Genomic DNA, 25,245 nt, shown 5'->3' with positions numbered 1-25,245 from the left:
GTAGGACCCGTGTCAGAGTCCCCCGCTGCCGCGGTGTCGCGCAATTGTCATAGGCGTGTCGAAGCGGCGCCGTTCTTTTGCTCGGCCCTGGCACTAGTCTTGCTCCGGGTCAGGGTTCCGAATCCGGTTGGGACACTTGCCGAGCCATCGGCAGGTTGAAGACAAAATAAGAAAGTATCCTTGATGAACTCTTTGGTGCTGCGGAAGACCGCGCTCGGTCGCGATCTCACCGCGAAATATGCTGTTGGACCCGCCACTCGCCGCCTCTCGCCGCAACAGAAGCCGGCGCGCCTGCGCCGCAAGGGGCCGATGCTTTGGGCCGCTTTGGCGCTACTTGTGCTGGCGGCGGATTTTATGCTGGCTTCCCTCGCCTGGCTCGCCGTCGACTTCGTCATGGGCTGAGACCGCCCGCGCGTGCAGCAGGTAGGCCGCCGCGAAGTAGGCGAGCTGGCAGGCGGCAAGACAGATGGCGATGACGGTCACACCCGCCATCATGCCGAATTCGTAAACGCGAAGAATGATTGCCGAGAAAACCGCGATCGCCGGCGCAATCAATATCAGCGCCCAGATCCTGAAAGCATAACCTGTCGCTATTCCCACCAATGCACTTGCGACGATCAGGACCAAGGCAATCGTCAAGTTCAACTCCGATGAAATAATCCTCTAACAATTCCGCCAAGCTCGCGCGCTTTACGGGTACTGACAAGACAGCACTACTTACATTCGGCGAACAGTAGTTCATAAGTCTAATGATAGGTACGATGATCCGGCGAGATGGGTTCGTGCCACCCCGCTCGGGGCAGAATAAAAACGGGCCGGATCGACGATCCGGCCGTTCTTATTTGCGGTCTCCGAGCGGCGAGAACGCCCGGCCCGAGACCGCATCGTCGGCAAGACTCGCTCTCCAGCTGCCTTCATCGCCACGGCCGATGCGCACCTCGAAGCGCCAGCCATTCTGGTTGGTGAAGGCGATGTCCGTTCCGCCCATCTTCCTGACATAGCTGCACGGATATTCGGTCGGCCGATCGGGAAAGACGATTTTTCCTTCCTTGCTCTCGAACACGGCCGAGGTGACCTGCGGATGGATCATGAGGATGCAATTGCGCTGCGGCAGGTCCGGCGTCGACAAGCCAAGCATCGCGAGCGGCGCGCCCGCGGCGGTCATAAGGACGATCATGTTCATGGCGGCGGCTGTCTCATGGAGGCGCTCCGCGATTTCGACGTGGCCGCCGATCTAATGGTTCACAAAGAAAAAGGCCGGATCGTCGATCCGGCCTTCGATTGTTGCATCTTGCGATGCGCTTACTTCGCCTGCGCAAGGCCTTCCTTCTTCAGCGCCTCCTGCACCTGCGGCCGCGCCGCGACGCGAGCCTTGTAGGCGGTCAGGTTCGGCATGGCCGAGAGGTCGAACTTCATCCGATCGCCCCAGGTCAGCATCGTGAAGAGATAGCCGTCGGCCACCGTGAACTGCTTTCCCATGAGGTAGTCGCGGCCGGCGAGCTGGCTGTCGATGTATGTCAGCTTGCCCATGACGCGATCCCTGAAGAAGGCCTTGGCCTCGTCGTTCAGCGCCGGCGCGAACAGCGGTCCGAAGCTCTTGTGCACCTCCGAGGTGAGGAAGTTCAGCCATTCGAGCAGCTTGTAGCGCTCGGAGCTGCCGTGAGCTGGCGCCAGCGCCTTGGCCGAAGCCTGGTCGGCGATCATCTGGACAATGACCGGGCCTTCGGTCACGATCTCGCCGCTGTCGAGGCCCAGCGCAGGGACCTGGCCCTTCGGGTTCAGCTTCAGATAATCCTCACCATTTTCGAGCTTCTTGGCCCGGATATCGACCTTGACCAGCTCATAGGGCAGGCCGGCTTCCAGGAGCGCGATGTGGGGGGACAGGGAGCAGGCGCCGGGCGAGTAATAGAGTTTCATGGAATTTCTTTCTCTTGACGCTTGGTTGGGGCGAAGGAACGCCTACATGCATTTGCATCCAATAGTCAAGATTGATGCAGGTGCATTGAGTGAGGTAAGAGACGGAACGACGAGCTTGAGCGGGACCATGAAACGCAAACCATCGACCGAGGCAACTTCGGCCTGGATCCGCCTGATGCGGGTGCAGAGCCGCGTGCTCGATTGCGTCGAGCAGGACTTGAAGAAGGCGGGGTTCCCCCCGCTGGCCTGGTACGACGCGCTGCTCGAATTGTCGCGGGCGCCCTCGGGGGAGCTGCGGCCGGTGGAACTCGAGCGGCAGATGCTGATCCCGCAATACTCCACTTCGCGCCTGATCGACCGCCTGGTCGACGAGGGGCTCGCCTCCCGGCGCGAATGCAAGATCGACAAGCGCGGCCAGTTCGTGGAGATCACGGAAGCCGGCCGCGAGTTGCAGAAGCGGATGTGGGGCGCCTATTCGGCCGCAATCGAAAAATATGTCGGCTCGAAACTGTCCGATGCGGATGCCGTCAAGCTCAGCGGTCTGCTCGACCGTCTCGGCTGCTCGTGCGGCGAGATGAAACTGCCGCCCGTCCACGTCAACGAAACCACGCCGTCGCGATGATCGTGCGGCACACCAGCTCGTCCGTGCACCCCCTGGGTTCGCGGACCACCCCGTCACCCGCGCGCCTTCGATCGAAGCGCCCTTTTTGATTAGAGTTTGATATGGCGCGAGACCAGATCGATATGACGCCGCTGCAGTCGCGCGACGAGCTCGTCGCGTGGTTCGAGGCCGGCTGCAAGGACCCGTCCGAATTCCGCATGGGCACCGAGCACGAGAAGACGCCGTTCACGCTCGAAGGCCACCGTCCGGTGCCTTACGAGGGTGCGCGGGGCATCGGCGCGCTGCTCGAAGGCATGAAGCTCCTGCTCGGCTGGGAGCCGATCATGGAGAAGGGCAACATCATCGGCCTCTACGACGTCACCGGTGGCGGCGCCATCTCGCTCGAGCCCGGCGGACAGTTCGAGCTCTCCGGCGCGCCGGTCGAGAACGTGCACCAGACCCAGAGCGAGCTGATGGCGCATCTGGCGCAGGTGCGCGAGATCGCGACCCCGCTCGGCATCGGCTTCCTCGGGCTCGGCATGACGCCGTCCTGGTCGCGCGCCGACATCCCGGTGATGCCCAAGGGCCGCTACAAGATCATGACCAATTACATGCCGAAGGTCGGCCAATACGGCCTCGACATGATGTACCGGACCTGCACCGTGCAGACCAATCTCGACTTCTCCTCCGAAGCCGACATGGTCAAGAAGCTGCGCGTCTCGCTCGCGCTGCAGCCGGTCGCGACCGCGCTGTTTGCCAATTCGCCGTTCACCGAGGGCAAGCCGAACGGCTTCCTGTCGTTCCGCTCCGAGATCTGGCGCGACACCGACAATGCGCGTTCGGGCATGATGCCGTGGGCATTCGAGGACGGCATGGGTTTCGAGCGCTATGTCGACTACGCGCTCGACGTGCCCATGTATTTCGTCAAGCGCGACGAGGATTACATCGACGTCTCGGGCTCCTCGTTCCGCGCCTTCTTCGATGGCCGCAACAACAATCTGCCCGGCGAACGTCCGACGCTGTCGGACTGGGCCAACCATCTTTCGACGATCTTCCCGGAGGTGCGCCTCAAGCGCTATCTCGAGATGCGCGGCTCCGATGGCGGCCCGTGGGGCCGCCTGCCGGCGCTGTCGGCGTTCTGGGCCGGGCTGCTCTACGACGATGTGTCGCTCGATGCCGCCTGGGACCTCGTGAAGCACTGGACCGCGCATGAGCGCCAGGCCCTGCGCGACGACGTGCCGCGGTTCGGCTTCAAGGCACGGATCAAGGACCGCTATCTGTTCGAGATCGCCAAGGAATGCCTCGTTCTGGCCCATGCCGGCCTGCGCCGCCGCGGCCGGATCGACCAGCTCGGCCGCGACGAAACCCGGCATCTGGAGCCGCTCGATCGCATCATCGATTCCGGCCGGACCCCGGCCGAGGAGATGCTGGAGAAGTTCAACGGCGCCTGGAACGGCTCCGTGGAACCGGCCTACGCGGAATACGCGTTCTAGGCCAGAGGCCGACGACCAGGACCTGAGCCGTTCATCGCCCATACAGGTTTGCGGCGATCAAATGACCGGCTGAAAAAACCTGAGCGCCGTCAATAACTCGAAAGCTGTTCCGATGGGGAAGGGCCGCCTGCGTGGGGCCGTCATGGCAAGCGTCGTGGCCTGCGCCACGTTGCTTGCGCTCGTGTTTGCGAGCGCGCCTGCGCGCGCCCAGACGGCGTTCGACCGGCCCGGCGGCGACTATTTCAGCTCGCCGGTGACGTCAGGTGACCCCGAGGATTGCGCGCTGCAGTGTGAGCGTGACCGCCGCTGCCGCTCCTGGAGCTTCAACTATCCCGACGTCGAAGGCGGCTCGGCTGTGTGCTGGCTCAAGAACACGGTGCCGCCGCGTGTCCCGGGCAGCTGCTGCATCTCCGGTGTGCGTGGCGCCGGCGTGATCGAGCCGCGGATCGAAGGCGTTGAAACGTCGATCGACCGCCCCGGCGGCGACTTGCGCAATTTCGAGATCAAGGACGGCGAAGGCGAAGAGGCCTGCAAGGCCGCCTGCATCGCCGACAACAAGTGCCGCGCCTTCACCTATGCCCGTCCCGGCTACACCGGGCGTGAAGCGCGCTGCTTCCTGAAAAAGGAAATCAAGCCGCCGCGCCGCAAGGCGGGCTTCACGTCGGGCGTGGTCAGATAGCGCGCTGCGAATCCGGTGACCCGCTCCTCAATTCGCCGCCGACACCAGCCTGTCCCCGCACGCATTCGCGTAGAACTTGCCGCCGCATTGGCGCTTGATGGCGGCGCAGCGCACCGCGGGAGACGCATTTTCCGGACCGCTGAAGCCGCAGCTCAGGCCGTCGGCACTGCGACCCGTCTTGCCGGCGGCAAAGGCGGCGCTGGAGGCGGTGATGCAGACGACGAGGAAGGCCGCGGCGGCGATTTCGATCAGCAGTCTCATGGACGTTTCCTCCACACTGATGGCTGAATCTGCCCTCAATCTAGCACCGAATCCGCATCTCTCCGTACGCTTCCGGGTTCCCAAATCGGCCCGTTCCTTGCATAAATTTACGCCAGCGCAGTGCACGGCCGCGCCAGCGATGGTTCCGGTGCAGGGGCAAGACGCGTAGAGTTAGTGGTGTTCTCGCGACCAGGAAGTGACGGCCTTGCAAGATCAATCGTTCCAGCCAAGTTTGCCGGCCTCCAGCCAGCCCATCGACGAGCTCGCGCTGGCTGACGTCAAGGGCGCGATCCTGGCGAAGCTGCGCCTTGCCATCGGCAAGGATGCGGGCATGGCCACCAAGCACGACTGGTACCAGGCCGCAGCGCTCGCGCTGCGCGACCGCATCGTGCATCGCTGGCTCACGGCCGAGAAGCACAGCTACGATGCGGGAAGCAAGCGCGTCTATTATCTCTCGCTCGAATTCCTGATCGGCCGTCTCTTCACCGACGCGCTCAACAACATGGGGCTGCTCAAGATCTTCGAGGTCGCGCTCGGCGATCTCGGCGTATCGCTGCCTGAGCTCCGCAAATGCGAGCCGGATGCCGCGCTCGGCAATGGCGGCCTGGGGCGGCTCGCCGCCTGCTTCATGGAGAGCATGGCCACGCTCTCGATCCCCGCGATCGGCTACGGCATCCGCTACGATTATGGCCTGTTCCGCCAGATCATCAATCAGGGCTGGCAGCAGGAATATCCGGACGAATGGCTGAGCTTCGGCAATCCCTGGGAATTGCAGCGGCCCGAGGTGATCTATCACGTCCATTTCGGCGGTGGCGTCGAGCATGTCGACGACAAGGGCCGCGACCGAGCGATCTGGCATCCCGCCGAGACCGTGCAGGCGATCGCCTATGACACGCCGATTGTCGGCTGGCGCGGCCAGCACGTCAACGCGCTCCGCCTGTGGTCGGCACGCTCGCCCGATCCGTTGAAGCTCGATGCCTTCAACAAGGGCGACTATGTCAGCGCCAGCGCCGAACAGTCGCGCGCGGAAGCGATCTGCAAATTCCTCTATCCGAACGACGAGAGCCCGGCGGGCCGCGAGCTGCGGCTGCGCCAGGAGTATTTCTTCGTCTCCGCCTCGCTGCAGGACCTGGTCAATCGCCACCTGACCTCCGACGGCCAGCTTCGCAGCCTCGCGATGAAGGTCGCGGTCCAGCTCAACGACACGCATCCGAGCCTCGCCGTCACCGAGCTGATGCGCATCCTGGTCGACCTGCACAATTTCCGCTGGGACGAGGCCTGGAAGATCACGGTCGCGACGCTGTCCTACACCAACCACACGCTGTTGCCCGAGGCGCTGGAGACCTGGCCGGTCGAGCTGTTCGAGCAGCTATTGCCGCGCCATCTCGAGATCATCTACCGCATCAACGTGCAGCATCTCGCGCTGGCCGAAGCGCGCGCGCCCGGCGACATCGATTTCCGTGCCTCGGTTTCGCTGATCGACGAGAGGAGCGGACGCCGCGTGCGCATGGGCCAGCTCGCCTTCGTCGGCTCGCACCGCATCAACGGTGTCTCGGCGATGCATTCGGACCTGATGCGCGAGACCGTGTTCCACGATCTCAACCATCTCTATCCCGGCCGCATCACCAACAAGACCAACGGCATCACCTTCCGCCGCTGGCTGATGCTGGCGAATCCGAAGCTGACCGACCTGCTGCGCGAGACCTGCGGCGAAGCCGTGCTCGACGATCCGACCCAGCTCAGCCTGATCGAAACCCGCGCCAGCGACGTCGAATTCCAGAAGAAGTTCCGCAGCGTCAAGCTTCACAACAAGACCGCGCTGGCGCGCCTGATCGGCGAGCGGCTCGGCATCAAGGTCGATCCGACCGCGCTGTTCGACGTGCAGATCAAGCGCATTCACGAATACAAGCGCCAGCTCCTCAACATCATCGAGACGGTGGCGCTGTACCAGGCGATGAAGGACGATCCCAACGGCAACTGGGTGCCGCGGGTGAAGATCTTCGCCGGCAAGGCGGCGGCGAGCTACCGCTACGCAAAATTGATCATCAAGCTGGTCAACGACGTCGCAGAGGTCGTCAACAACGATCCCGCGATCGGCGGCAAGCTCAAGGTCGTCTTCCTGCCCGACTACAATGTCAGCCTTGCGGAGGTGATCATTCCCGCGGCCGATTTGTCCGAGCAGATCTCGACCGCCGGCATGGAGGCCTCCGGCACCGGCAACATGAAGCTGTCACTGAACGGCGCTCTCACCATCGGCACGCTCGACGGCGCCAACATCGAGATCCGCGACCATGTCGGCGCGGAGAACATCGCGATCTTCGGCATGGAGGCCGGCGACGTGATGATCCGCCGCAAGCAGGGGCTGGATGCCTCCGACGTGATCCGCAATTCGCCAAAGCTCCAGCGCGCCATCAACGCGATCGGCACCGGCGAGTTCTCGCCCGGCGATCCCGGCCGCTTCGAATCAATCGCGCACGCGCTGCGCTATCTCGACCACTACATGGTCAGCGCCGATTTCGATTCCTATTACGAAGCGCAGCGCAGCGTCGACGCACGCTGGCAGGTGGCGCCGGCCTGGACGCGCGCCTCCATCCTCAATGTCGCGCGCATGGCCTGGTTCTCCTCGGACCGCACCATCCGCGAATATGCCGAGGAGATCTGGAACGTGCCGGTCAATCCGACCACGCCGCTGCTGCCGGATCTGCGCGACGTCGCGGGCTGATTTTCCGCAACGTGAAATCGGCGATACCTGCGAGGTTATTGATTTGGCAGGATAGGCATCATATTACGGCTTGAGCTTTTTCTGGCCGGAGTCGATCGTGCCTGTCGGCGAGTATACGAGCCCGGATGGGCAGCTTCGATTGCTGGTCATATGTCCCGACGGGGACTGGACGCTGGGGTTCGACGGATTCTCCTGGCACACGCACGGCAGCATCCTTGCCAGTCTTTCAGGCAAGGACGAGGAAGCTGCCATCGGCGACTTCGTCGCCGATCTGATCAGCGGCAAGAGTATCATTGCGCTGAAGCGCATAGGAGGCTCCGTCGCGGATGCCTGGGTCACAGATAATCCGGCAGACGATGTTTTGAGTTCGCAGCAATATGGCCCTGGTGATGAGACGATGGAGTTTCGTCGTTGGGACGGAAGCTCAGTAGAGGTCTAATCCCATGCACGCCAAGCTCCCGCACCCGTTCGACGACGCCACCCGCATCAGCGCCGGTGACTCCAGCTGGCAGGGGCACACCAGCGACGACTACTGGGCGTTTGTCGGCCCGTTCGGCGGCGCCACGGCCGCGACGATCCTGCGTGCGCTGATCGACCATCCGCAGCGCGCCGGCGATCCGCTGGCGCTGACCGTCAATTATTGCGCGCCGATCGCCAAGGGGCCGTTCGATCTGGACGTGCGGCTGGTGAAGGCCAATCGCTCCAGCCAGCATTGGAGCGTCGAACTGTCGCAGGACGGCGCAGAGGTCGCAACGCTAGCCACCGCCGTATTCGCCGAGCGCCGGCCGTCCTGGGAGCACAGGGTGGCGCAATATCCGAACGCCACGGCGTTCGAGGCAACGCTGCCATTCCCAAAGATCTCGGCGTCCTGGGCCAACCAGTATGAATTCCGCTTCGTCGAGGGCGAGATGCGGATCGGCCCACCGCAGACCGAGCTCGCCAGCACCTATTCCAAGCTCTGGATCGGCGACCGCACGCCGCGCAAGCTCGACATGCTGTCGCTGATGTCGATGTCGGACGCCTTCTTCGGCCGCATCTTCCACGCCAGGCGCGAGCTGGTGCCGTTCGGCACGGTGTCGCTGACGACGTATTTTCACACCGGCAGCGAGGAGCTCGCCGCCGAGGACATCACGCGCGTGCTCGCGACGGCCGATTCGAAGATCATGCACAAGAGCTATGCCGATCAGAACGCCGAGCTGTGGTCGCCGAACGGCAGGCTGCTCGCGACCACGACGCAGATTGCGTATTTCAAGGCGTAGATGCTCTTCCCCTCTCCCCTTGTGGGAGAGGGTGGCTCGTCGCGAAGCGACGAGACGGGTGAGGGGTCTCTCTCCGCGAGCGCTTCTCTTGCAGTTGAACGCGCGGATACAACCCCTCATCCGGCGCTTCGCGCCACCTTCTCCCACAAGGGGAGGAGGAAGAAACAAAAAGGGCGGCCTCGCGGCCGCCCTTTTGCCTTGAAGACAGAGCGAGCGATTACTCCGCCGCGAGCTTCACGTCCGGCGCGGCTGCGCGCACTTCGGCGTCGACCTGGGCTTCGAACTTGGCAAAGTTCTTCTGGAACATGCCGACCAGCGCTCGGGCGGTCTTGTCGAACTCGTCCTTGTCCTTCCAGGTGTTGACCGGGTTCAGGATCTCGGCCGGCACGCCCGGCAGCGCGGTCGGGACCGCGAAGCCGAAATATTTGTCGGTGCGGAATTCGACGTTGCGAAGCGAGCCGTCGAGCGCGGCGGTGAGCAGCGCGCGCGTCACCTTGATCGGCATGCGCGAGCCTGTGCCATACTTGCCGCCGGTCCAGCCGGTGTTGACCAGCCAGCAATCGACATTGTGCTGGGCGATGAGGTCGCGCAGCATGTTGCCATAGACGCTGGGGTCGAGCGGCAGGAAGGGAGAACCGAAGCAGGTGGAGAATTCCGGCTGCGGCTCGTTGCCGAGACCGCGCTCGGTACCGGCAACCTTGGCGGTGTAGCCGGACAGGAAGTGATACATCGCCTGCGCCGGCGAAAGCTTTGCGATCGGCGGCAGCACGCCGAAGGCGTCGGCTGCCAGCATCACCACGTTCTTCGGCTGCGGCGCGCGGCCGGTGCGCGAAGCGTTCGGGATGAAGTCGAGCGGGTATGCGGAGCGCGTGTTCTCGGTCTTGGAGCCGTCGTCGAAATCGACGATTCGGGTGTCTTCGTCGAGCACGCAGTTCTCGAGCACCGCGCCGAAGCGCGTCGACGCCGCATAGATCTCGGGCTCGGCTTCCTGCGAGAGCTTGATGCACTTGGCGTAGCAGCCGCCCTCGAAGTTGAAGACGCCGTTCGGGCCCCAGCCATGCTCGTCGTCACCGATCAGCGTGCGGTTCGGATCGGCCGACAGCGTGGTCTTGCCGGTGCCTGATAGCCCGAAGAAGATCGCGGTATCGCCATTGGCGCCGACATTGGCCGAGCAGTGCATCGGCATCACGCCGCGCTCGGGCAGATAGTAGTTCAGCGTGGTGAAGACGGACTTCTTCATCTCGCCGGCATAATAGGACCCGCCGATCAGGACGATCTTGCGGGCGAAATCGATCGCGACGACGTTCTCCGACTTGCAGCCGTGGCGTTTGGGATCGGCGCGGAAGCTCGGCATGTCGATGATGGTGAGCTCCGGCGTGAAGCTCGGCAGCTCGACCGCCTCGGGGCGGATCAGCAGCGTACGGATGAACAGCGAGTGCCAGGCGAGCTCGGTGAACACGCGGGTCTTGATCCGGTAGGCCGGATCGGCGCCGCCATAGAGGTCCTGCGCGAACAGGCTCTTGCCTTCAGCGTGCTTGAGGAAGTCCTGGTAGAGCGCCTCGAACTGCTCGGCGGTGATCGACTGGTTGCCGGCCCACCACATCTTCTTGTCGGTGGTGGCGTCACGCACCGTGAACTTGTCCTTCGGGCTGCGGCCGGTGAACTCACCGGTGTCGGCGCAAAGCGAACCGTCTGCCGACAGCACCGCCTCGCCCGCAGAAAGTGAGTATTGATAGAGTTGCGGCGCGCCGAGGTTCCAGTGAACCCGTTTGAGATTCTTTAAGCCGAATTTGTCGGCACCGAAGGCACCGTTGCGCACGCCCGTCTCTTGCACGAAAAATCCTCCTAGAACCCGCGACACTCAGCGCGATCAAGCTTTGGCGCCATCGCAGTCACCGTGAATTATAGGCCGTCCGGCCTCGGTTGAACGACGTAATAATGGTGAACGCTGGCGTTGCCAAGCCGATCTCGCAGGATTTGGTTTATTCAAGGACCGCGCCAAATGCCGCGCATGTCAGCTCTGAGCGAGCGTATCAAAAAAACACGAATGATCGCGCAACCAAATGCGCAATTCGGCGTTTCCTCTGGTTATTGCGACGCACAATCGCGGGACCGTCCTATCGTACCTCGCCTTCGCCGATGAGCGCGAACGGCCCCCACATCGCGGGATAGGCGTTGCGCGGTGACGAGGTGTCATCAACGTACGTCAACATCGCGCGGCGCAAGGCTTCGGCACGGCCGATTTTTGGTTCGTTCTTGAGCAGTTCGAAAGTCGACGTGGTCAAGCGGGTGGCAGCTTCCGAATCCACTGCCCAATGCGAGACCAGCAGCGCACGTGCACCCGCGTAGAAGAACGAGCGCGCCAGCCCCGACAGGGCCTCGGCGCCGGGCTTGTCGCCGGTGATGGTGTTGCAGGCCGATAGCACAACCCAATCCGCGTTGAGCTTGAGCTGAGCGACTTCACTTGCCGTGAGCAAGCCGTCATCCAGCTCCGTCGGCCGATCGGGAATGGAGAGCGCAAGCGAGGGCTCGCCCAATCCCTTGATATCGCCGGCAACGAGACCGTGGGTGGCAAAGTAGATGATACTGTATTGAGCAAGCGCTGCACGCTTCAGCGTCGTTTCGCTGGCATCGCGGCCGAGATGGATGTCGGCCTCGGCCGCGCCGACATCCTTTGCCACCGCGTTCAACTCGTCCGCGGTATCCGGCAGTTGCGGCAGCGCCTGCGCAAGCCGCGCGCGATCGACGCCGGCACCGCGCCAAAAATCGCTATAGGCAATTGTTGCAATGTTGCGTGCAGCGACCTTGCCGCTTGCCGCGCGACGATCGGCCGGCCCTTCCAGCGCGGGATTGAACACGGGATCGCCAAAGCCGGTCATCGGCTTCACGCCCTGCTCCCGGCGCGCGACGGCACGCAGCGATTTCAGGCTGACCACCGAGGGCAGCACCGACACCGCCTGACGCCGCAACAGCCAGGCGGCGCTGCGATAGCCTTCGAGCGTGTCCGGGATCGCAGCTTGCGGCGTCTCCGTGACGAGCAGATGAAACGGCAACGCCGTCAGCGCGGCCGACGGCACCACCAGCAGGTTGCGCTTGTCCTTCGTCAGCCCTTCGACCGGGCCGAGAAGCGCGACATAAAGCTCGTTGGCGAGCCCGAGGTCGAACAACCCTGATTTGCCGGAGGCATCACGCGCCTTGCCGACATCGAGCCCCTTGCGGAAGGCAGTCACCTTCTGCATCAGCGCGTCCGCGCCGAGCGGAATCTCCTTCCAGTCGACGCCTTCGCGCGTGATCGCGACGACATAGCTCTGCTTGTCGACGACGGAGTAGAGCACCATCGCCTCGTCGGGCGACAGCAAGGGCTGGATATCCTTGACCGCCAGCGGCAGGGGGTTGGAGAGCGACGCATAATCGGGAAACTCGACCGCGAGCGTCTTCTGCAAGCCTGTGCGCTCGTTCGCTATCGCCGCGATCCGCACCCGGCTGCGCTGCTCGGCCGCGACGTCGCGCTGGGCCGACTGCTTCGACACCGCGGCGATGATCGCCTTGTCGAGCGCCTCGGACTCGGCCGCAAGATCCTGGTCCCGGCGCACGAGCTCAGCGAGCCTGTCGCTGCCCGCAGCAAGGCGCACGGCCAGCTTGTTCACGGCGGAGGCAGCGGAGGATTGCGTGCCGCGCTGAATCGCGGCAAGCGCCTCGTCCAGCGCCCTGTCGTCAGGCAGCAGATATTGCTGTCGCGCGGCGAACAGGACCGGCAGCACGACGCGCAACTGCGCGCGATTGGTCGCAAGCGTCTTTTCCGCGAGCGGCAGCGCGTCGGCGTTCCGGCCGGAGACGTAGAGGAAATAAGCGAGATTGCTGGTCGAGGTCGTGACGTCCGGATGATCGGGACCGAGCGCACGTTCGCGGATCGACAGCGCACGGCGATAGAGCGGCTCCGCATCGGCATAGCGCTGCTGGTGCTCGTAGAGACCGGCGAGATTGTTCAGCGAGCGCGCGACGTCGGGATGGTCCGGTCCCAGCACTTTTTCGCGGATCGCGAGCGAGCGCCTGATCGGCGCCTCGGCATCCGCATCGCGGTTGAGGTCGCGATCGAGCTGGCCGAGATTGTTCAGGAGCGTCGCGACCGCCGGATGCTCGGGGCCACCGGCCTTCTGGTAGATCGCGAGCGCGCGCTGAAACAACGGCTCGGCTTCGGCCTGACGCTGCTGCTTGACATAGTATGTGGCGAGATTGTTGAGGGACTGACCGACGTCGGGATGCTCGCGCGACAGCGCCTTCTCGCGCACGGCGAGCGCACGCTTGAACAGCGGCTCGGCCTCTGCAAAGCGGCTCTGCCTCTGATAGAGCGCGGCGAGGTTGTTCAGCACCGGTGCGATCTCGACACTGTCGAGACCGGTCCCCTTCTCCATCAGTGCAATGGCGCGCTTGTAGAGCGGCTCGGCCTGGTCGTCGTGGCCCTGGTCGGCGTAGATCTGCGCGAGGTTGTTGAGCGCACCGGCGAGATCGCGATTGTTGGCGGTCTTCTCGAGAGACGCCACCATGGCCTGCGCCAGCGGCAGCGCCTCCGAATATTTGCCGGCGCTTCGGAGTGCGTTGATCCGCGCGCTCTCCGCGGCGAGACCTTTCTGGGCAAAGCCGGGCGTGGCAAGCGATGCGGTGATCGCGAGCGCCAAACCCGCAACCAACGTCAAATAGCGGCGTGTCATGAACCCTCTCGCTGCCGACTTCGAACCATTACGGTCTTGGGTCGCAGCGATGGGGGGCAGCGTTCAAATTGTTGCGCGCTAGTCCACCTTAGCGCGCGCTTCGCCAGCAAGGCGGACCAGCATCTTGCGGAGCTCCGTGCCGTCAGTCACCCGCTCCGGGAAGTCCAGCCGCAGCGCCGTCTGACCATCCTGCATGTCGAGGCCTTCGGGGTCGCAGCCGGTGCAGCGCCAGTCGCCCTCCGCCGCGCCGAGGAGTTTTGTTGCATAGAGGCCCATGGCGTCGCGGTGGTCGGCATTCATGTGCGCGACCGCCCCCTCCTCTGCCGCCAGCAAATCCTCGGCACCTGTTAGGTCCGTCAGGAACTGCTTGGGCTTGAGATCGACGATGCGGCCGAAGCCGGCGACCAGATGGGTTCCCGTGGGCCGAATTCTGAAGAAGGAGAAATCCTTAAACGAAACAAAGGCTTCGGCCGATGGATGGGCATTGAGATACCGCCGCTGGAGTAGATCCTTGTCGGCATCGGCCTGTTCCGCCCGACCGGACAGCATGATTCGGGCGCCCTCCAGCGGATCGCCGGCCGCGCGCTCGTCCAGCATCAGGGAGACCCGGTGATCCGCCAGGATGTTCCTGGTGTGCACGGCCAGGCCCGAGATCAGCAGGATCGGCGAGCCGTCGGGGTGGCTCGCCAGATTGACGAGGGAGCAATAGGGATCGCCGCTGCCGGCCATCAGCGTTGCCAGCGCGCCCTGGCGCGAGCGCCTGAGCAGCGATTTGGCGAGCTTTCCGGGGTCGAAATCAGGGGTCGGGTGCATCGGCTTTCTCGGGTCAGGTGGTTGCAAGGGAGGTCTTTTTTCGGGTAAACGGGGGTCAGGTTAAGGGTCGAAACGCGGCGAATCTGCTGCGCTTCGTGGAACTTGGTCACACTTCAGCCCAGCTTGCATTGCTCGGTGACAAGGTTCGACCGCCGAATTCGGCACCCGTGTATGCGGCGCATCAGTGAATTGCTCGCCGTTTCAAGCCACGACCCAAACGGAAAGCAGAAAGCAGAGGCTCATGCCCACAATCGCTTTGGTCGACGACGACCGCAACATTCTCACATCCGTCTCGATCGCGCTGGAGGCCGAAGGCTATCGCATCATGACTTACACCGACGGCGCCTCCGCGCTCGACGGCTTCCGCACCACCCAGCCCGATCTTGCCATCCTCGACATCAAGATGCCGCGCATGGACGGCATGGAAACGCTGCGCCGGCTGCGGCAGAAATCCGACCTGCCGGTGATCTTCCTGACCTCCAAGGACGAAGAGATCGACGAACTGTTCGGCCTCAAGATGGGCGCCGACGACTTCATCCGCAAACCCTTCTCGCAGCGCCTGCTGGTCGAGCGCGTCAAGGCTGTGCTGCGCCGCTCTGCGCCGAAGGACCCGACCGTCGCGCCGAAGGAGAACGATGCCAAGGCGCTCGACCGCGGCCTGCTGCGCATGGACCCCGAACGGCACACCTGCACCTGGAAGAACGAGCCGGTGACGCTGACCGTCACCGAATTCCTGATCCTCCAGGCGCTGGCGACCCGGCCCGGCGTGGTGAAGAGCCGCAACGCGCTGATGGACGCCGCCTATGACGACCAGGTCTATGTCGACGACCGCACCATCGACAGCCACATCAAGCGGCTGCGCAAGAAGTTCAAGGTGACCGACAACGAGTTCGAGATGATCGAGACGCTCTACGGCGTCGGCTACCGCTTCAAGGAAGCCTGAGGCTCACGCGCCTTCACGAAAGACTGAGAGCATCGCCGGTTCTCGTTCCATCGGGACCGGGATGGCTCTAGGATGCGGGGACCCTTCGCACGAGATGTCCTAACGCGGGCGTAAGCATTGCTTGACCGAACGCAGCCTGACGAGAACCAGAATGCCGGGGATATCGCATCCGACGGCGTACCGGAGCACGTCGCCGACGACAAGCCGGCCGCGCAAGGTTGGCGGCCGCTGTCCTGGCTGACGCGCGCCGGTCAGTATTTCTTCGCACTCTCCTTCTCGAGCCTGACCCGCCGCATCGTCTCGCTCAACCTCGCCGGCCTCGTCGCGCTGGTCGCGAGCATTCTCTATCTCTCGCAGTTCCGCGCTGGCCTGATCGACGCGCGTGCGCAGAGCCTGCTGGTGCAGGCCGAGATCATCGCCGGTGCCATCGGAGCGTCGGCGACCGTGCAGACCAACGCGATCACGGTCGATCCTGACCGCCTGCTCGATCTGAAGCTCGGCGACAGCTACGGCGAATCCGACGATTATTCGGCGCTGAACTTTCCGATCAGCCCGGAGCGCGTGGCACCCGTGCTGCGCACGCTGATCTCGCCGACCAAGACCCGCGCACGGATATTCGATCCCAACGGGACGGTGCTGCTCGACAGCCGCGACCTCGAGAACGTGCTGATCTTCCCGTTGCCGCCGCCATCGCAGAAGCCCGGCGTGATCGAGCGCGGCCTGACCTCGGTGCGCCTCTGGATCAACCGCGGTGACCTGCCGCTGTATCGCGAGCTCGGGCGCGAGAATGGCAATGGCTATTCGGAAGTGAGCGACGCGCTCCAGGGCCAGAAGCGTTCGATGGTGCGGGTCAATTCGCGCGGCGAGGTGATCGTCTCGGTCGCAGTCCCCGTGCTGCGCTCGCGCGCCATCCACGGCGCCCTGATGCTGTCGACGCAGGGCGACGACATCGACCAGATGGTCACCGCCGAGCGCCTGGCGATCCTGAAGGTCGGCGGCGTCGCTGCCGCGGTCATGATCATGCTGTCGCTGCTGCTCGCCAGCACGATCGCAGGTCCGGTGCGCCGGCTCGCCGACAGCGCCGAGCGCGTCCGCCGCCGCATCAAGGCCCGCATCGAGATTCCCGACTTCACCCGGCGCCGCGACGAAATCGGTCACCTTTCCGGCGCGCTGCGCGACATGACCAGCGCGCTCTACAGCCGCATCGAGGCGATCGAGATGTTCGCCGCCGATGTCGCGCATGAACTGAAGAACCCGCTGACGTCGCTGCGCTCAGCGGTCGAGACGCTGCCGCTGGCGCGCAACGAGACCAGCCGCGCGCGCCTGCTCGAGGTGATCGAGCATGACGTCAAGCGGCTCGATCGCCTCATCTCCGACATCTCCGACGCCAGCCGCCTCGACGCCGAATTGCAGCGCCAGGATGCGGTCCGGGTCGACCTGCGCCGCCTGCTGACGACGCTCGTGTCCGTCGCCAATGAAACCAAGCTCGGCCATGACGTCGCGGTCGAAACGCGCTTCGAAGGCCGCGGCGCGACCGACGCGTTCTCCGTGACCGGGCACGATTCGCGGCTCGGGCAGGTGGTCTCCAACCTGCTCTCCAACGCGCAGTCATTCTCCGAGCCCGGCAGCAAGGTGCGCCTCACCTGCCGCCGCGTCCGCTCCGAGATCGAGATCGTGGTCGACGACGACGGTCCCGGCATCCGCGACGACGCGCTGGAGCGCATCTTCGAGCGCTTCTACACCGACCGTCCGCACCAGGGCTTTGGCCAGAACTCCGGCCTCGGCCTGTCGATCTCCAAGCAGATCGTCGATGCCCATGGCGGACGCATCTGGGCCGAGAACCGCCCGGGCCCGGCGGACGAGGACGGAGCGCCTACGGTTGTCGGCGCGCGTTTCGTGGTGAGGCTGCCGGCGCTATGAGCGACGGTGGCCCCAGCGTTCACGCCTCCGCAGTCAAGGTCGGGACTCTGGCGGTGCTGATCCGCGGGCCCTCAGGCTCCGGCAAGTCGCGCCTTGCCTTCGATTTGATCATGGCGGGACGCGCTGGCGTGGTCGAAAGGGCCGTTCTGGTCGGCGATGACCGTGTCCATCTGGCGACAGTCGGCGACGAAATTGAAGTCCGCCCCGCGCCGCTGCTGGCCGGCCTGATCGAGATTCGGGGACTGGGAATCCGCCGCTGCGACTTCGTGGAGCATGCGACCGTCGGCCTCGTGGTCGATCTGGACGCCGCCGACGCAGAACGGCTGCCTGCGGCGGAATCGCTGAAAACAAGCATTTTCGGTGTCGAAATACCGCGAATCCCCGTCGGGCGCGACTATTCGCCCCTCCCTTTGGTTGTTGCGGCCTTGACCACTACCAAGAGTTCATCTTCCGTTAACCCTTCAGGCGATTGTTTGAAGGGAAATGGTAACCATATGAACCCCACTATCGCGACCGAATAGACCGGCGCAGCTCCCCTCATCCATCCGTCTAGTTTCAGGGAGATACGCAACATCCCCTCTTGCGCGGGGGCTCTGGATGGTCAAAGTGGCGCGTTCGTGCGGTGCACCAAAAGCGCCCGCGAGGAGTTTTCCGATGATTGGTCTAGTACTTGTGACCCACGGGCGCCTTGCCGACGAATTCAAGGCAGCGCTTGAGCATGTCATGGGCCCACAAAAGCAAATCGAAGCGATCACGATCGGTGCCGAAGATGATTCCGATCTCTGCCGAAGCGACATCATCGAGGCGGTCAACCGCGTCGATTCCGGCGACGGCGTCGCGATCCTCACCGACATGTTCGGCGGCACGCCGTCGAACCTTGCAATATCCTGCATGAGCCGGCCGAAGGTCGAGGTGCTCGCGGGCATCAACCTTCCCATGCTGGTGAAGCTTGCCAAGGTGCGCGAGGAGCGTCCGCTGCCCGACGCGATCGCGATGGCCCAGGAAGCGGGTCGCAAATACGTCACCATTGCCAGCCGCGTGCTCGCCGGCAAATGAGCGACGACGCGCCGCTCGGAAACCAGGCCGGGACAGGCGTGCCGGCGGGAGCCATTTCCAAAGACCTCCTGATCATCAACAAGCGCGGCCTGCACGCCCGCGCCTCGGCGAAATTCGTCCAGGCGGTCGAGCGCTTCAACGCGCAGGTGTGGGTGACGCGCGGCGGCGAGACCGTCGGCGGCACCTCGATCATGGGCCTGATGATGCTGGCCGCAGGACCGGGCACGACGATCACGGTCGCCGCCGCCGGTGACGATGCCCAGGCTGCGCTTGCGGCGATTACCGAGCTCGTTGAGAGCAAGTTCAACGAGGAAGGGATCTGAGCCACGCGCTCAGTGCCGTAGGGTGGGCAAAGGCGCGAAGCGCCGTGCCCACCATCTCGCGACAATCGCCATAGAAGTGGTGGGCACACTTCCGCCGTCGCTCTTCGAGCTATGGCGGACAAGTCGCTTTGCCCACCCTACGAGACCGACAACGCCGAAATCACTTCGCCGGCGGCGCGATGTAGATATTCCAGCTCATCGCCGGGCCGGCCTTGCCGTGGGTGAAGCGGCGCGTCGTCATCACGATGCGCTCGGCGTTCGGCGCGATCTCCGAGACCCATTTCTCGAACGCCGGGAGGCGGCCATCGGTCGGATCGAACACGCCGATGAAGCCATACTTCTTGGCATCCTCGCGCGACGTCAGCCCGGAATCCCAGGCTTCGAGCGGCATCAGCGCGGCGGGATGATCGGGGCTGTAGAACACCATCGGCTGGATCGACTCCATGGTGCCGGCGACGACCGCCCAGCGCGAGCCGAAACGCGTGTGCCAGGCCTGCGTCAATTCATGCGCCAGCTCCGAGCGCGCGCCGTAGGTCGCCGTATTGCTGGCATTGGCCGCCATCTCGCGCGCGGCGATCCAGGGCGAGGCGGCGAGCGTGGCGACGCTGAGCACGAGCCAGATCGCGGCGATGTTGAACAGGGCCGCACTCTGCACCCGCAGCGCCGGGATCGCGACCAGTGCCAAGGGCACCAGGAAGAACAGCGAGATGCCCCAATCGGTCTTCATGTAGATGCTGAAGGCCAGCGCGCCGAGCGGCGGGCCGACCGCGACGATGATCTGGATGATCCAGACGTTCAACGCCTGCGCAACATTGACGCCGGGATTGGCGCCGCGCCCCCAGGCGCGCGTGACGATGCGTAACGGTGCGCGCAGCAGCAGCGTGAACCAATGCGGCACCAGCGCCATTGCGAGAGCGGCCAGCGCCACCGGCAACGCCAGCAGCGCCAAATTATGCAGGGCGTAGCCCGCCACGAGCTGATGGACCTGGCGGCTGTCATCGAGGCTGTAGGTATCGCCGGCATAGGTCAGCGGCACGAAATGCACGCCCGCAAGCCAGACGATGTGCGGGATCATCGCCACCACCATCGTCACGATCGCCACCCACGGCGCCGGCGACAGCAGGAATCGCAGCCGATCGGGATGAATCAGCGCGGCAAGGCCGATGGCGCCGATCATGGTCAGCACCCAGTATTTCGTCATCAGCGCCAGCGCGCCGGCGAGCCCGAACCAGATACCGGACTGCCAGGTCCGCTTCTCGAAGGCGTTGAGATAGGCGAGCACGAGCAGCGGCAGCGTGACGAGCTGGAGCAGGTCGGGGTTGTACTTGAAACCCTTGAAATTGAAGATCGGATAGAGCGCGACCATCACCACGACCAGGAACGCGCGCCGCGCGTCCACGACGCGCAAGCTCAGCAGCCAGCAGATCACCATGCCGACGCCGACGGTCGCCATCGCCAGCGCATAGGTCGCCCAGTCCGCAGCCGGGAACACCTTGAACCAGAGGCCGGCGACCCAGCCCGACAGCGGCGGGTGCTTGCCGTAGCCCCACAGGAACTCCTGGCCCCAGCCATAGGCTTCTGCGACGTCCATGTGAACGTCCTGCGCTGCCTTGAGATTGATCAGGATGAAGGTCCAGATCACCGCATGCAGGATGGCGAGCTGGATCACCAGCCAGAGCCGCGCTTCGGGCCGGATCGCGCAGGCGACCAGCCAGGCCCGGAAGCGGTTAAGGCTCACCCGGGCTTTTACGCGTGTTCGGGCGGAGGGGATCGAGGTCGTGGACATGAGCCTGGACATGGGCCGTTGCGTAGCGCGTTTTGGGCCCTCGTGGAATCAGCTTGGCGTGAAGAAAGGCCCTGAAAATACAGCAATATGGTTGCCGCACGGGGATGTGAGTGGTATCCCGCGCCCATGACGACCGTCCCCATTTCCAACATCCGCAACTTCTCCATCGTCGCCCATATCGACCATGGCAAGTCGACGCTGGCCGACCGCCTGATCCAGATGACCGGCGGCCTCACCGACCGCGAAATGGCGGGCAAGGAGCAGGTGCTCGATTCTATGGACATCGAGCGCGAGCGCGGCATCACCATCAAGGCGCAGACGGTCCGCCTTGCCTACCACGCCAAGGACGGCAAGGATTACATCTTCAACCTGATGGACACGCCCGGCCATGTCGACTTCGCCTACGAAGTCTCGCGGTCGCTGGCGGCCTGCGAGGGTTCCCTGCTGGTGGTCGACGCCAGCCAGGGCGTCGAAGCGCAGACGCTCGCCAACGTCTACCAGGCGCTCGACAACAACCACGAGATCGTCCCGGTCCTGAACAAGGTCGACCTTCCCGCGGCCGAACCCGAGAAGATCAAGCAGCAGATCGAGGACGTCATCGGCATCGATGCCTCCGACGCCGTGATGATCTCGGCCAAGACCGGCCTCGGCGTCCCCGACGTGCTGGAAGCCATCGTCACCCGCCTGCCGCCGCCAAAGGGCGACCGCGACGCGACCTTGAAGGCGCTCTTGGTCGACAGCTGGTACGACGTCTATCTCGGCGTGGTCGTGCTGATCCGCGTCGTCGACGGCGTCATGAAGAAGAGCCAGCGCATCCGCATGATGGGCACAGGCGCGGCGTATGACGTCGAGCGCGTCGGCTTCTTCACCCCGAAGATGGAGCAGGTCGACGAGCTCGGCCCCGGCGAGATCGGCTTCATCACCGCGGCGATCAAGGAAGTCGCCGACACCCGCGTCGGCGACACCATCACCGACGACAGGAAGCCGGTCACCGAAATGCTGCCGGGCTTCAAGCCGGCGATCCCGGTGGTGTTCTGCGGCCTGTTCCCGGCCGACGCCAATGACTTCGAAACGCTGCGCGGGGCGATGGGCAAGTTGCGCCTTAACGACGCGAGCTTCTCCTACGAGATGGAAACCTCGGCTGCGCTGGGCTTCGGCTTCCGCTGCGGCTTCCTCGGGCTGTTGCACCTCGAGATTATCCAGGAGCGGCTGTCGCGCGAGTTCGACCTCAATTTGATCGCGACCGCGCCAAGCGTGATCTACAAGATGCACCTGACCGACGGCCAGGAGATCTCGATCCACAATCCCGTCGACATGCCCGACGTGGTCAAGATCGCCGATATCGAGGAGCCCTGGATCGAGGCCACCATCCTCACTCCCGACGAATATCTCGGCAGCGTGTTGAAGCTGTGCCAGGACCGCCGCGGCGCGCAGAAGGAGCTGACCTATGTCGGCTCCCGCGCCATGGTGAAGTACGATCTGCCGCTCAACGAAGTCGTGTTCGACTTCTACGACCGCCTGAAATCGGTCTCGAAAGGCTACGCCTCGTTCGACTATCACCTGACCGACTACAAGGTGGCCGATCTCGTCAAGATGCAGATCCTGGTCAACAACGAGCCGGTCGACGCGCTGTCGATGCTGGTGCATCGCACCCGCGCGGAGGGGCGCGGCCGCGCCATGGTCGAGAAGATGAAGGAGCTGATCCCGCCGCACATGTTCCAGATCCCGATCCAGGCGGCGATCGGCGGCAAGGTGATCGCGCGCGAGACGGTGCGCGCCCTGCGCAAGGACGTCACCGCGAAGTGCTACGGCGGCGACATCACGCGTAAGCGGAAACTTCTGGAGAAGCAGAAGGAAGGCAAGAAGAAGATGCGGCAGTTCGGCAAGGTCGACATCCCGCAGGAAGCCTTCATTGCCGCGTTGAAGGTGGATAGCTGAGGCGAACGCTCAGGCCACTCCGGACCCGACGAGATCGGGGCCCGGCCCGACATAGCGGGGGCAAGCAAAATTCGCGAAAACAACCCCATGCACAGTAGCCGCGCCCTTGTCGGCATTGGGTTTTTTCGATTTTACGAAATCGATTTGACCCGTCGGGCAAAACAGGGGCATGATGGCATCATGGCAGCGGGTGTCCAGCAGGCGTCCATCAGAACGCACCATCTCCGCCGCCGACCGATTGGCAACCTTTGAATTCGATATCCAGGCGCCACGTCGGTGACGGCCTGCTTCGGCTTCTGACCCGTCAGCCGACCTGCCAAGCACTGCTCCTCGAAGACCGCTTTTGACCCGAAGGCGACATTGGAGCAACTCCGTCCATTGCCCTTCGGGAATAAGGTTGTTATGTTTAATCGACGCCACCACTGCTTGTAGCTCTCTTGAATAGTCGCCCACTTCGAGGTGGAGTTGTGGAGGACATTACTATGAGATTTTCCTCGCTGTTCCTTGTGGGCTTAGCTGTCGCCATCTTGTCGAATGCACCCGCCAACGCCGTGAAGAAAACTACGAGGCCGAACACTCCATCGACAGAGATATTTTACTCGGGTGCGCATGCCAAAGTGCTTGACCCGGATATAAGGGCGTTTGCGCCAGCCAAGGCCAGGACGTACGTGGAATGCAAACAAGGGTTATGGGCGCAAGGTGCAAACCCCAACTATCAATACGCGGTCTGTAGCAGTATGGGGTACAAGAACTGACCAATTCACGCACGCAGCAGAGGCCGCCCTCAGATGGTGGCCTCTCTGTCATATCGGGTCTTATGAGGCGAGCAGGGAACGTCGCCTCCTGGCCCGTGTGAGACATGGCGGTGCAGTCCGACGATTTCCGTTCACAGGGGTAAACCGGAAGAGAACGGCACGCGGCCATAGTGACGCGATAGACTGATCGCCGGCATCACCCCTCCGGTACTCCGGCGATGTATAATCCCCTAACCAAGCGCCTGGCTCCTGCAACGAAATTCGCGTTGCCGCGCACTGGAACGTTTCTGACGCGACGGATCGTAAATGTTGGATCAAGTGCAAGTCCAGTTTTGGCGGCCACTTGCGCCTCGTCCAGCCTCCCAAGAAGCGCGAGCGCTGCAGCGTACCCGAAATGCAGCAGCGGATAGTTTCGGTTGGCCTCGATTCCTCGGGCACACCAAGCGGCCGCTTCAGCGTCTGCTGAGATCTGGAGCTTGGCAAAGCCCGCCGTATTCATCCATCGGAAGGCGGAGATATCGCGAGGGGAAAGGCGCAGTGCTTCGTTGACGTGGAACTCGGTATCCGCACCGCAACCCATATAAAATTTGGCCTGACCCATCATCTCGTGAGCGTCAGCCAAATTGCGATCCAGGGCCAAGGCTCGCTCGCACTCAGCTACGCCTTGGGCCGTCCGGTTCGTATAGATGAGCACCATGGCCAAGGTGAAATGAGCCCAGGCATGGTCCGGAGCGAGGCGGAGCGCCTTTAGCACCATGGTCTCTGCCGCTGCCAGATACGGAGGCCCGTTGTCTTTCAAGAACGCCGCGACAAGCACCGTCTCGACCAACGCTCTCCAACTCATGGCGTCGACATTTTGCGGATCAGTCGCCAGAGCCCGTTCAAAAGAATTGCGAGCTTCTGTCAAATTCTCGAGTGTCACCCCCCTATTGCAAGAATGGCGGCCCTGGAAATAGAGATCCATGGCATCGGGATTCAACGTTCTTGCCGCGCGACGCGCCTCGGCCACGATGAGTTGGTTGTCTAAGGTCCGCGCAATCCTGGCTACGATTTCGTCCTGCATATCGAGCAGATCGGCGAAGGGCTTGTCGAAGCGGTCGGCCCACAAATGATTGCCCGTCGTCGCGTCGATCAATTGAACATTCACCCGGAGACGATTGTCGCAACGCTGCACCGAGCCTTCAAGCGCGTAGCGAACATTCAACTCACGACCGATCTGCCTGACATCGACCGATTTGCCTTTGTAGGTGAACGCGGTGTGTTGGCCGATGACAAATGAGCCACTGATGCGTGATAAATCCGTGGTGAGGCTCCCGGTCACACCATCGACAAAGTAGTCCTGCTCGGGGGCGCTGCTGAGATTGACGAAGGGCAACACAACGATGGAAAGGCGAGGTGGTGAAAGCGACCTCTGCGCCGTATAATCGTTCTGCGCCACATGGCCAGGGGGGACGGTTGTGGACCTTTGCGCCTCCTGCACTGTGCCAACAAAGCGGAAACCCTTGCGGGGCATCGTCCTTATCAGACGCTGTCTCTCGCCCGTGTCGCCAATTGCGCCGCGAGCAGCATTCATGCGCGTCGTGAGCGCGGCATCCGAGACGATGCGACCACTCCAGACAGCGCCGAGGAGGTCGTCCTTGCTGACAACCCGCTCCCTGTTGCGAATGAGGTAAAGGAGCAAGTCAAACGTTTGTGGCGCAGTAGCAATCAGCACGGCTCCGCAGCGCAGCTCGCGCTGGTCCGTGTCCAATACGTAGTCTTCGAAGAGATAGCGCAAGGCCGTCTTCTCCGCCCGATAGACCACATTTCTTCCCAAACGCGCTCATCGCAGAAGGACACCAAGAATAGGCCGGAGACGAGAGAAAAGTAAGCTGTTCGTTCAGGGATGACCGACGGCGGCCGATATGGAGCGGCTAGGCACTTCCGCTCGTGCCCCATCGCTTCCGTTGACGCGGTGCAGCTATGTCGGGTGATGGCGGCAGAGCGGAAGTTTGCCCCTGAGCGTCAAACCGACGCTTTTGACCCAACCCGGACATCGCAGAGCCACCTTTGATTTTCAGTATGGCCTTT

Annotated in this window: 22 protein-coding genes; 12 read left to right on the top strand and 10 right to left on the bottom strand. The window is 63.4% G+C overall.

The window, feature by feature from the left end:
- Positions 1-330 precede the first annotated feature (330 nt).
- From AB7290_RS04000 to gstA, 3 genes are all read right to left on the bottom strand, one after another.
- Complete coding sequence (locus tag AB7290_RS04000) at positions 331-639, bottom strand: hypothetical protein (protein WP_085402636.1); 309 nt, start codon at positions 637-639, stop codon at positions 331-333.
- 199 nt (positions 640-838) lie between these two features.
- Positions 839-1,183 (bottom strand): hypothetical protein, encoded by a 345-nt coding sequence (locus tag AB7290_RS03995; protein WP_085402637.1) that lies wholly within the window; start codon positions 1,181-1,183, stop codon positions 839-841.
- Between the two features lie 119 nt (positions 1,184-1,302).
- A complete protein-coding gene (gene gstA / locus AB7290_RS03990; RefSeq protein WP_071916910.1) occupies positions 1,303-1,917 on the bottom strand; it encodes a glutathione transferase GstA in 615 nt (204 codons plus the stop codon).
- Positions 1,918-2,044: 127 nt separating this feature from the next.
- Here gstA and AB7290_RS03985 point away from each other — a divergent pair, with 127 nt between their 5' ends.
- From AB7290_RS03985 to AB7290_RS03975, 3 genes are all read left to right on the top strand, one after another.
- On the top strand, positions 2,045-2,539 hold the full coding sequence (locus AB7290_RS03985) for a MarR family winged helix-turn-helix transcriptional regulator (RefSeq protein ID WP_014498535.1): 495 nt from the start codon (positions 2,045-2,047) through the stop codon (positions 2,537-2,539).
- Positions 2,540-2,640: 101 nt separating this feature from the next.
- Positions 2,641-4,011 (top strand): glutamate--cysteine ligase, encoded by a 1,371-nt coding sequence (locus AB7290_RS03980; protein WP_038933719.1) that lies wholly within the window; start codon positions 2,641-2,643, stop codon positions 4,009-4,011.
- A 112-nt stretch (positions 4,012-4,123) separates the two neighbouring features.
- Positions 4,124-4,690 carry a PAN domain-containing protein gene (locus AB7290_RS03975; protein WP_063980748.1) on the top strand — a complete coding sequence of 189 codons (567 nt, stop codon included), beginning with the start codon at positions 4,124-4,126 and terminating at the stop codon, positions 4,688-4,690.
- A 27-nt stretch (positions 4,691-4,717) separates the two neighbouring features.
- Here AB7290_RS03975 and AB7290_RS03970 read toward each other — a convergent pair whose 3' ends face one another.
- A complete protein-coding gene (locus tag AB7290_RS03970) occupies positions 4,718-4,951 on the bottom strand; it encodes a hypothetical protein (RefSeq protein WP_085402638.1) in 234 nt (77 codons plus the stop codon).
- Between the two features lie 205 nt (positions 4,952-5,156).
- On the opposite strand from AB7290_RS03970, the gene AB7290_RS03965 reads away from it, so the two are divergent.
- From AB7290_RS03965 to AB7290_RS03955, 3 genes are all read left to right on the top strand, one after another.
- Entirely contained in the window at positions 5,157-7,673 is a 2,517-nt protein-coding gene (locus AB7290_RS03965) for a glycogen/starch/alpha-glucan phosphorylase (protein ID WP_085402687.1), read from the top strand.
- Positions 7,674-7,743: 70 nt separating this feature from the next.
- Positions 7,744-8,112 (top strand): hypothetical protein, encoded by a 369-nt coding sequence (locus AB7290_RS03960; RefSeq protein ID WP_354115806.1) that lies wholly within the window; start codon positions 7,744-7,746, stop codon positions 8,110-8,112.
- 4 nt (positions 8,113-8,116) lie between these two features.
- Positions 8,117-8,932, top strand: coding sequence for an acyl-CoA thioesterase (locus tag AB7290_RS03955; protein WP_085402639.1), 816 nt, complete (start codon positions 8,117-8,119; stop codon positions 8,930-8,932).
- 217 nt (positions 8,933-9,149) lie between these two features.
- Here AB7290_RS03955 and AB7290_RS03950 read toward each other — a convergent pair whose 3' ends face one another.
- The 3 genes from AB7290_RS03950 to AB7290_RS03940 all read right to left on the bottom strand — a co-directional run bounded on the left by AB7290_RS03950 (position 9,150) and on the right by AB7290_RS03940 (position 14,454).
- On the bottom strand, positions 9,150-10,766 hold the full coding sequence (locus AB7290_RS03950; protein ID WP_085402640.1) for a phosphoenolpyruvate carboxykinase: 1,617 nt from the start codon (positions 10,764-10,766) through the stop codon (positions 9,150-9,152).
- A 283-nt stretch (positions 10,767-11,049) separates the two neighbouring features.
- Positions 11,050-13,641, bottom strand: a complete 2,592-nt coding sequence (locus tag AB7290_RS03945) for a CHAT domain-containing tetratricopeptide repeat protein (protein WP_085402641.1) — start codon at positions 13,639-13,641, stop codon at positions 11,050-11,052.
- Positions 13,642-13,719: 78 nt separating this feature from the next.
- Positions 13,720-14,454 carry a HugZ family pyridoxamine 5'-phosphate oxidase gene (locus tag AB7290_RS03940; RefSeq protein ID WP_085402642.1) on the bottom strand — a complete coding sequence of 245 codons (735 nt, stop codon included), beginning with the start codon at positions 14,452-14,454 and terminating at the stop codon, positions 13,720-13,722.
- Between the two features lie 241 nt (positions 14,455-14,695).
- Between AB7290_RS03940 and AB7290_RS03935 the strand changes: the two genes are divergently transcribed.
- The 5 genes from AB7290_RS03935 to AB7290_RS03915 all read left to right on the top strand — a co-directional run bounded on the left by AB7290_RS03935 (position 14,696) and on the right by AB7290_RS03915 (position 18,696).
- Complete coding sequence (locus tag AB7290_RS03935; protein ID WP_038952081.1) at positions 14,696-15,397, top strand: response regulator transcription factor; 702 nt, start codon at positions 14,696-14,698, stop codon at positions 15,395-15,397.
- 117 nt (positions 15,398-15,514) lie between these two features.
- Positions 15,515-17,317, top strand: coding sequence for a sensor histidine kinase (locus AB7290_RS03930; RefSeq protein ID WP_085402643.1), 1,803 nt, complete (start codon positions 15,515-15,517; stop codon positions 17,315-17,317).
- A complete protein-coding gene (locus tag AB7290_RS03925) occupies positions 17,314-17,838 on the top strand; it encodes an HPr kinase/phosphorylase (RefSeq protein WP_063980740.1) in 525 nt (174 codons plus the stop codon). The genes AB7290_RS03930 and AB7290_RS03925 overlap by 4 nt, the downstream gene beginning before the upstream one ends.
- 133 nt (positions 17,839-17,971) lie before the next feature.
- Entirely contained in the window at positions 17,972-18,373 is a 402-nt protein-coding gene (locus tag AB7290_RS03920; protein WP_007597752.1) for a PTS sugar transporter subunit IIA, read from the top strand.
- Positions 18,370-18,696, top strand: coding sequence for an HPr family phosphocarrier protein (locus AB7290_RS03915; RefSeq protein WP_063980739.1), 327 nt, complete (start codon positions 18,370-18,372; stop codon positions 18,694-18,696). The genes AB7290_RS03920 and AB7290_RS03915 overlap by 4 nt, the downstream gene beginning before the upstream one ends.
- Positions 18,697-18,856: 160 nt before the next feature.
- On the opposite strand, the gene AB7290_RS03910 is transcribed toward AB7290_RS03915, so the two are convergent.
- Entirely contained in the window at positions 18,857-20,482 is a 1,626-nt protein-coding gene (locus tag AB7290_RS03910) for a glycosyltransferase family 39 protein (protein WP_085402689.1), read from the bottom strand.
- A gap of 126 nt (positions 20,483-20,608) precedes the next feature.
- Here AB7290_RS03910 and lepA point away from each other — a divergent pair, with 126 nt between their 5' ends.
- Positions 20,609-22,420: a translation elongation factor 4 gene (lepA, locus tag AB7290_RS03905; protein ID WP_085402644.1), complete on the top strand. Its 1,812-nt coding sequence runs from the start codon at positions 20,609-20,611 to the stop codon at positions 22,418-22,420.
- A 9-nt stretch (positions 22,421-22,429) separates the two neighbouring features.
- On the opposite strand, the gene AB7290_RS03900 is transcribed toward lepA, so the two are convergent.
- Together AB7290_RS03900 and AB7290_RS03895 are read right to left on the bottom strand one after the other, a co-directional pair.
- Positions 22,430-22,642 carry a hypothetical protein gene (locus tag AB7290_RS03900; protein ID WP_135217216.1) on the bottom strand — a complete coding sequence of 71 codons (213 nt, stop codon included), beginning with the start codon at positions 22,640-22,642 and terminating at the stop codon, positions 22,430-22,432.
- A gap of 729 nt (positions 22,643-23,371) precedes the next feature.
- The gene (locus tag AB7290_RS03895; protein ID WP_085402690.1) at positions 23,372-24,952 is read right to left on the bottom strand and encodes a winged helix-turn-helix domain-containing protein; all 1,581 of its coding nucleotides are present in this window, start codon (positions 24,950-24,952) and stop codon (positions 23,372-23,374) included.
- Positions 24,953-25,245: the final 293 nt, after the last annotated feature.

This window comes from Bradyrhizobium sp. 613_E4_N2_2, from assembly GCF_052075995.1.
GTDB lineage: Bacteria > Pseudomonadota > Alphaproteobacteria > Rhizobiales > Xanthobacteraceae > Bradyrhizobium > Bradyrhizobium barranii.
This window is presented reverse-complemented; position numbering and strand designations above follow the sequence as displayed.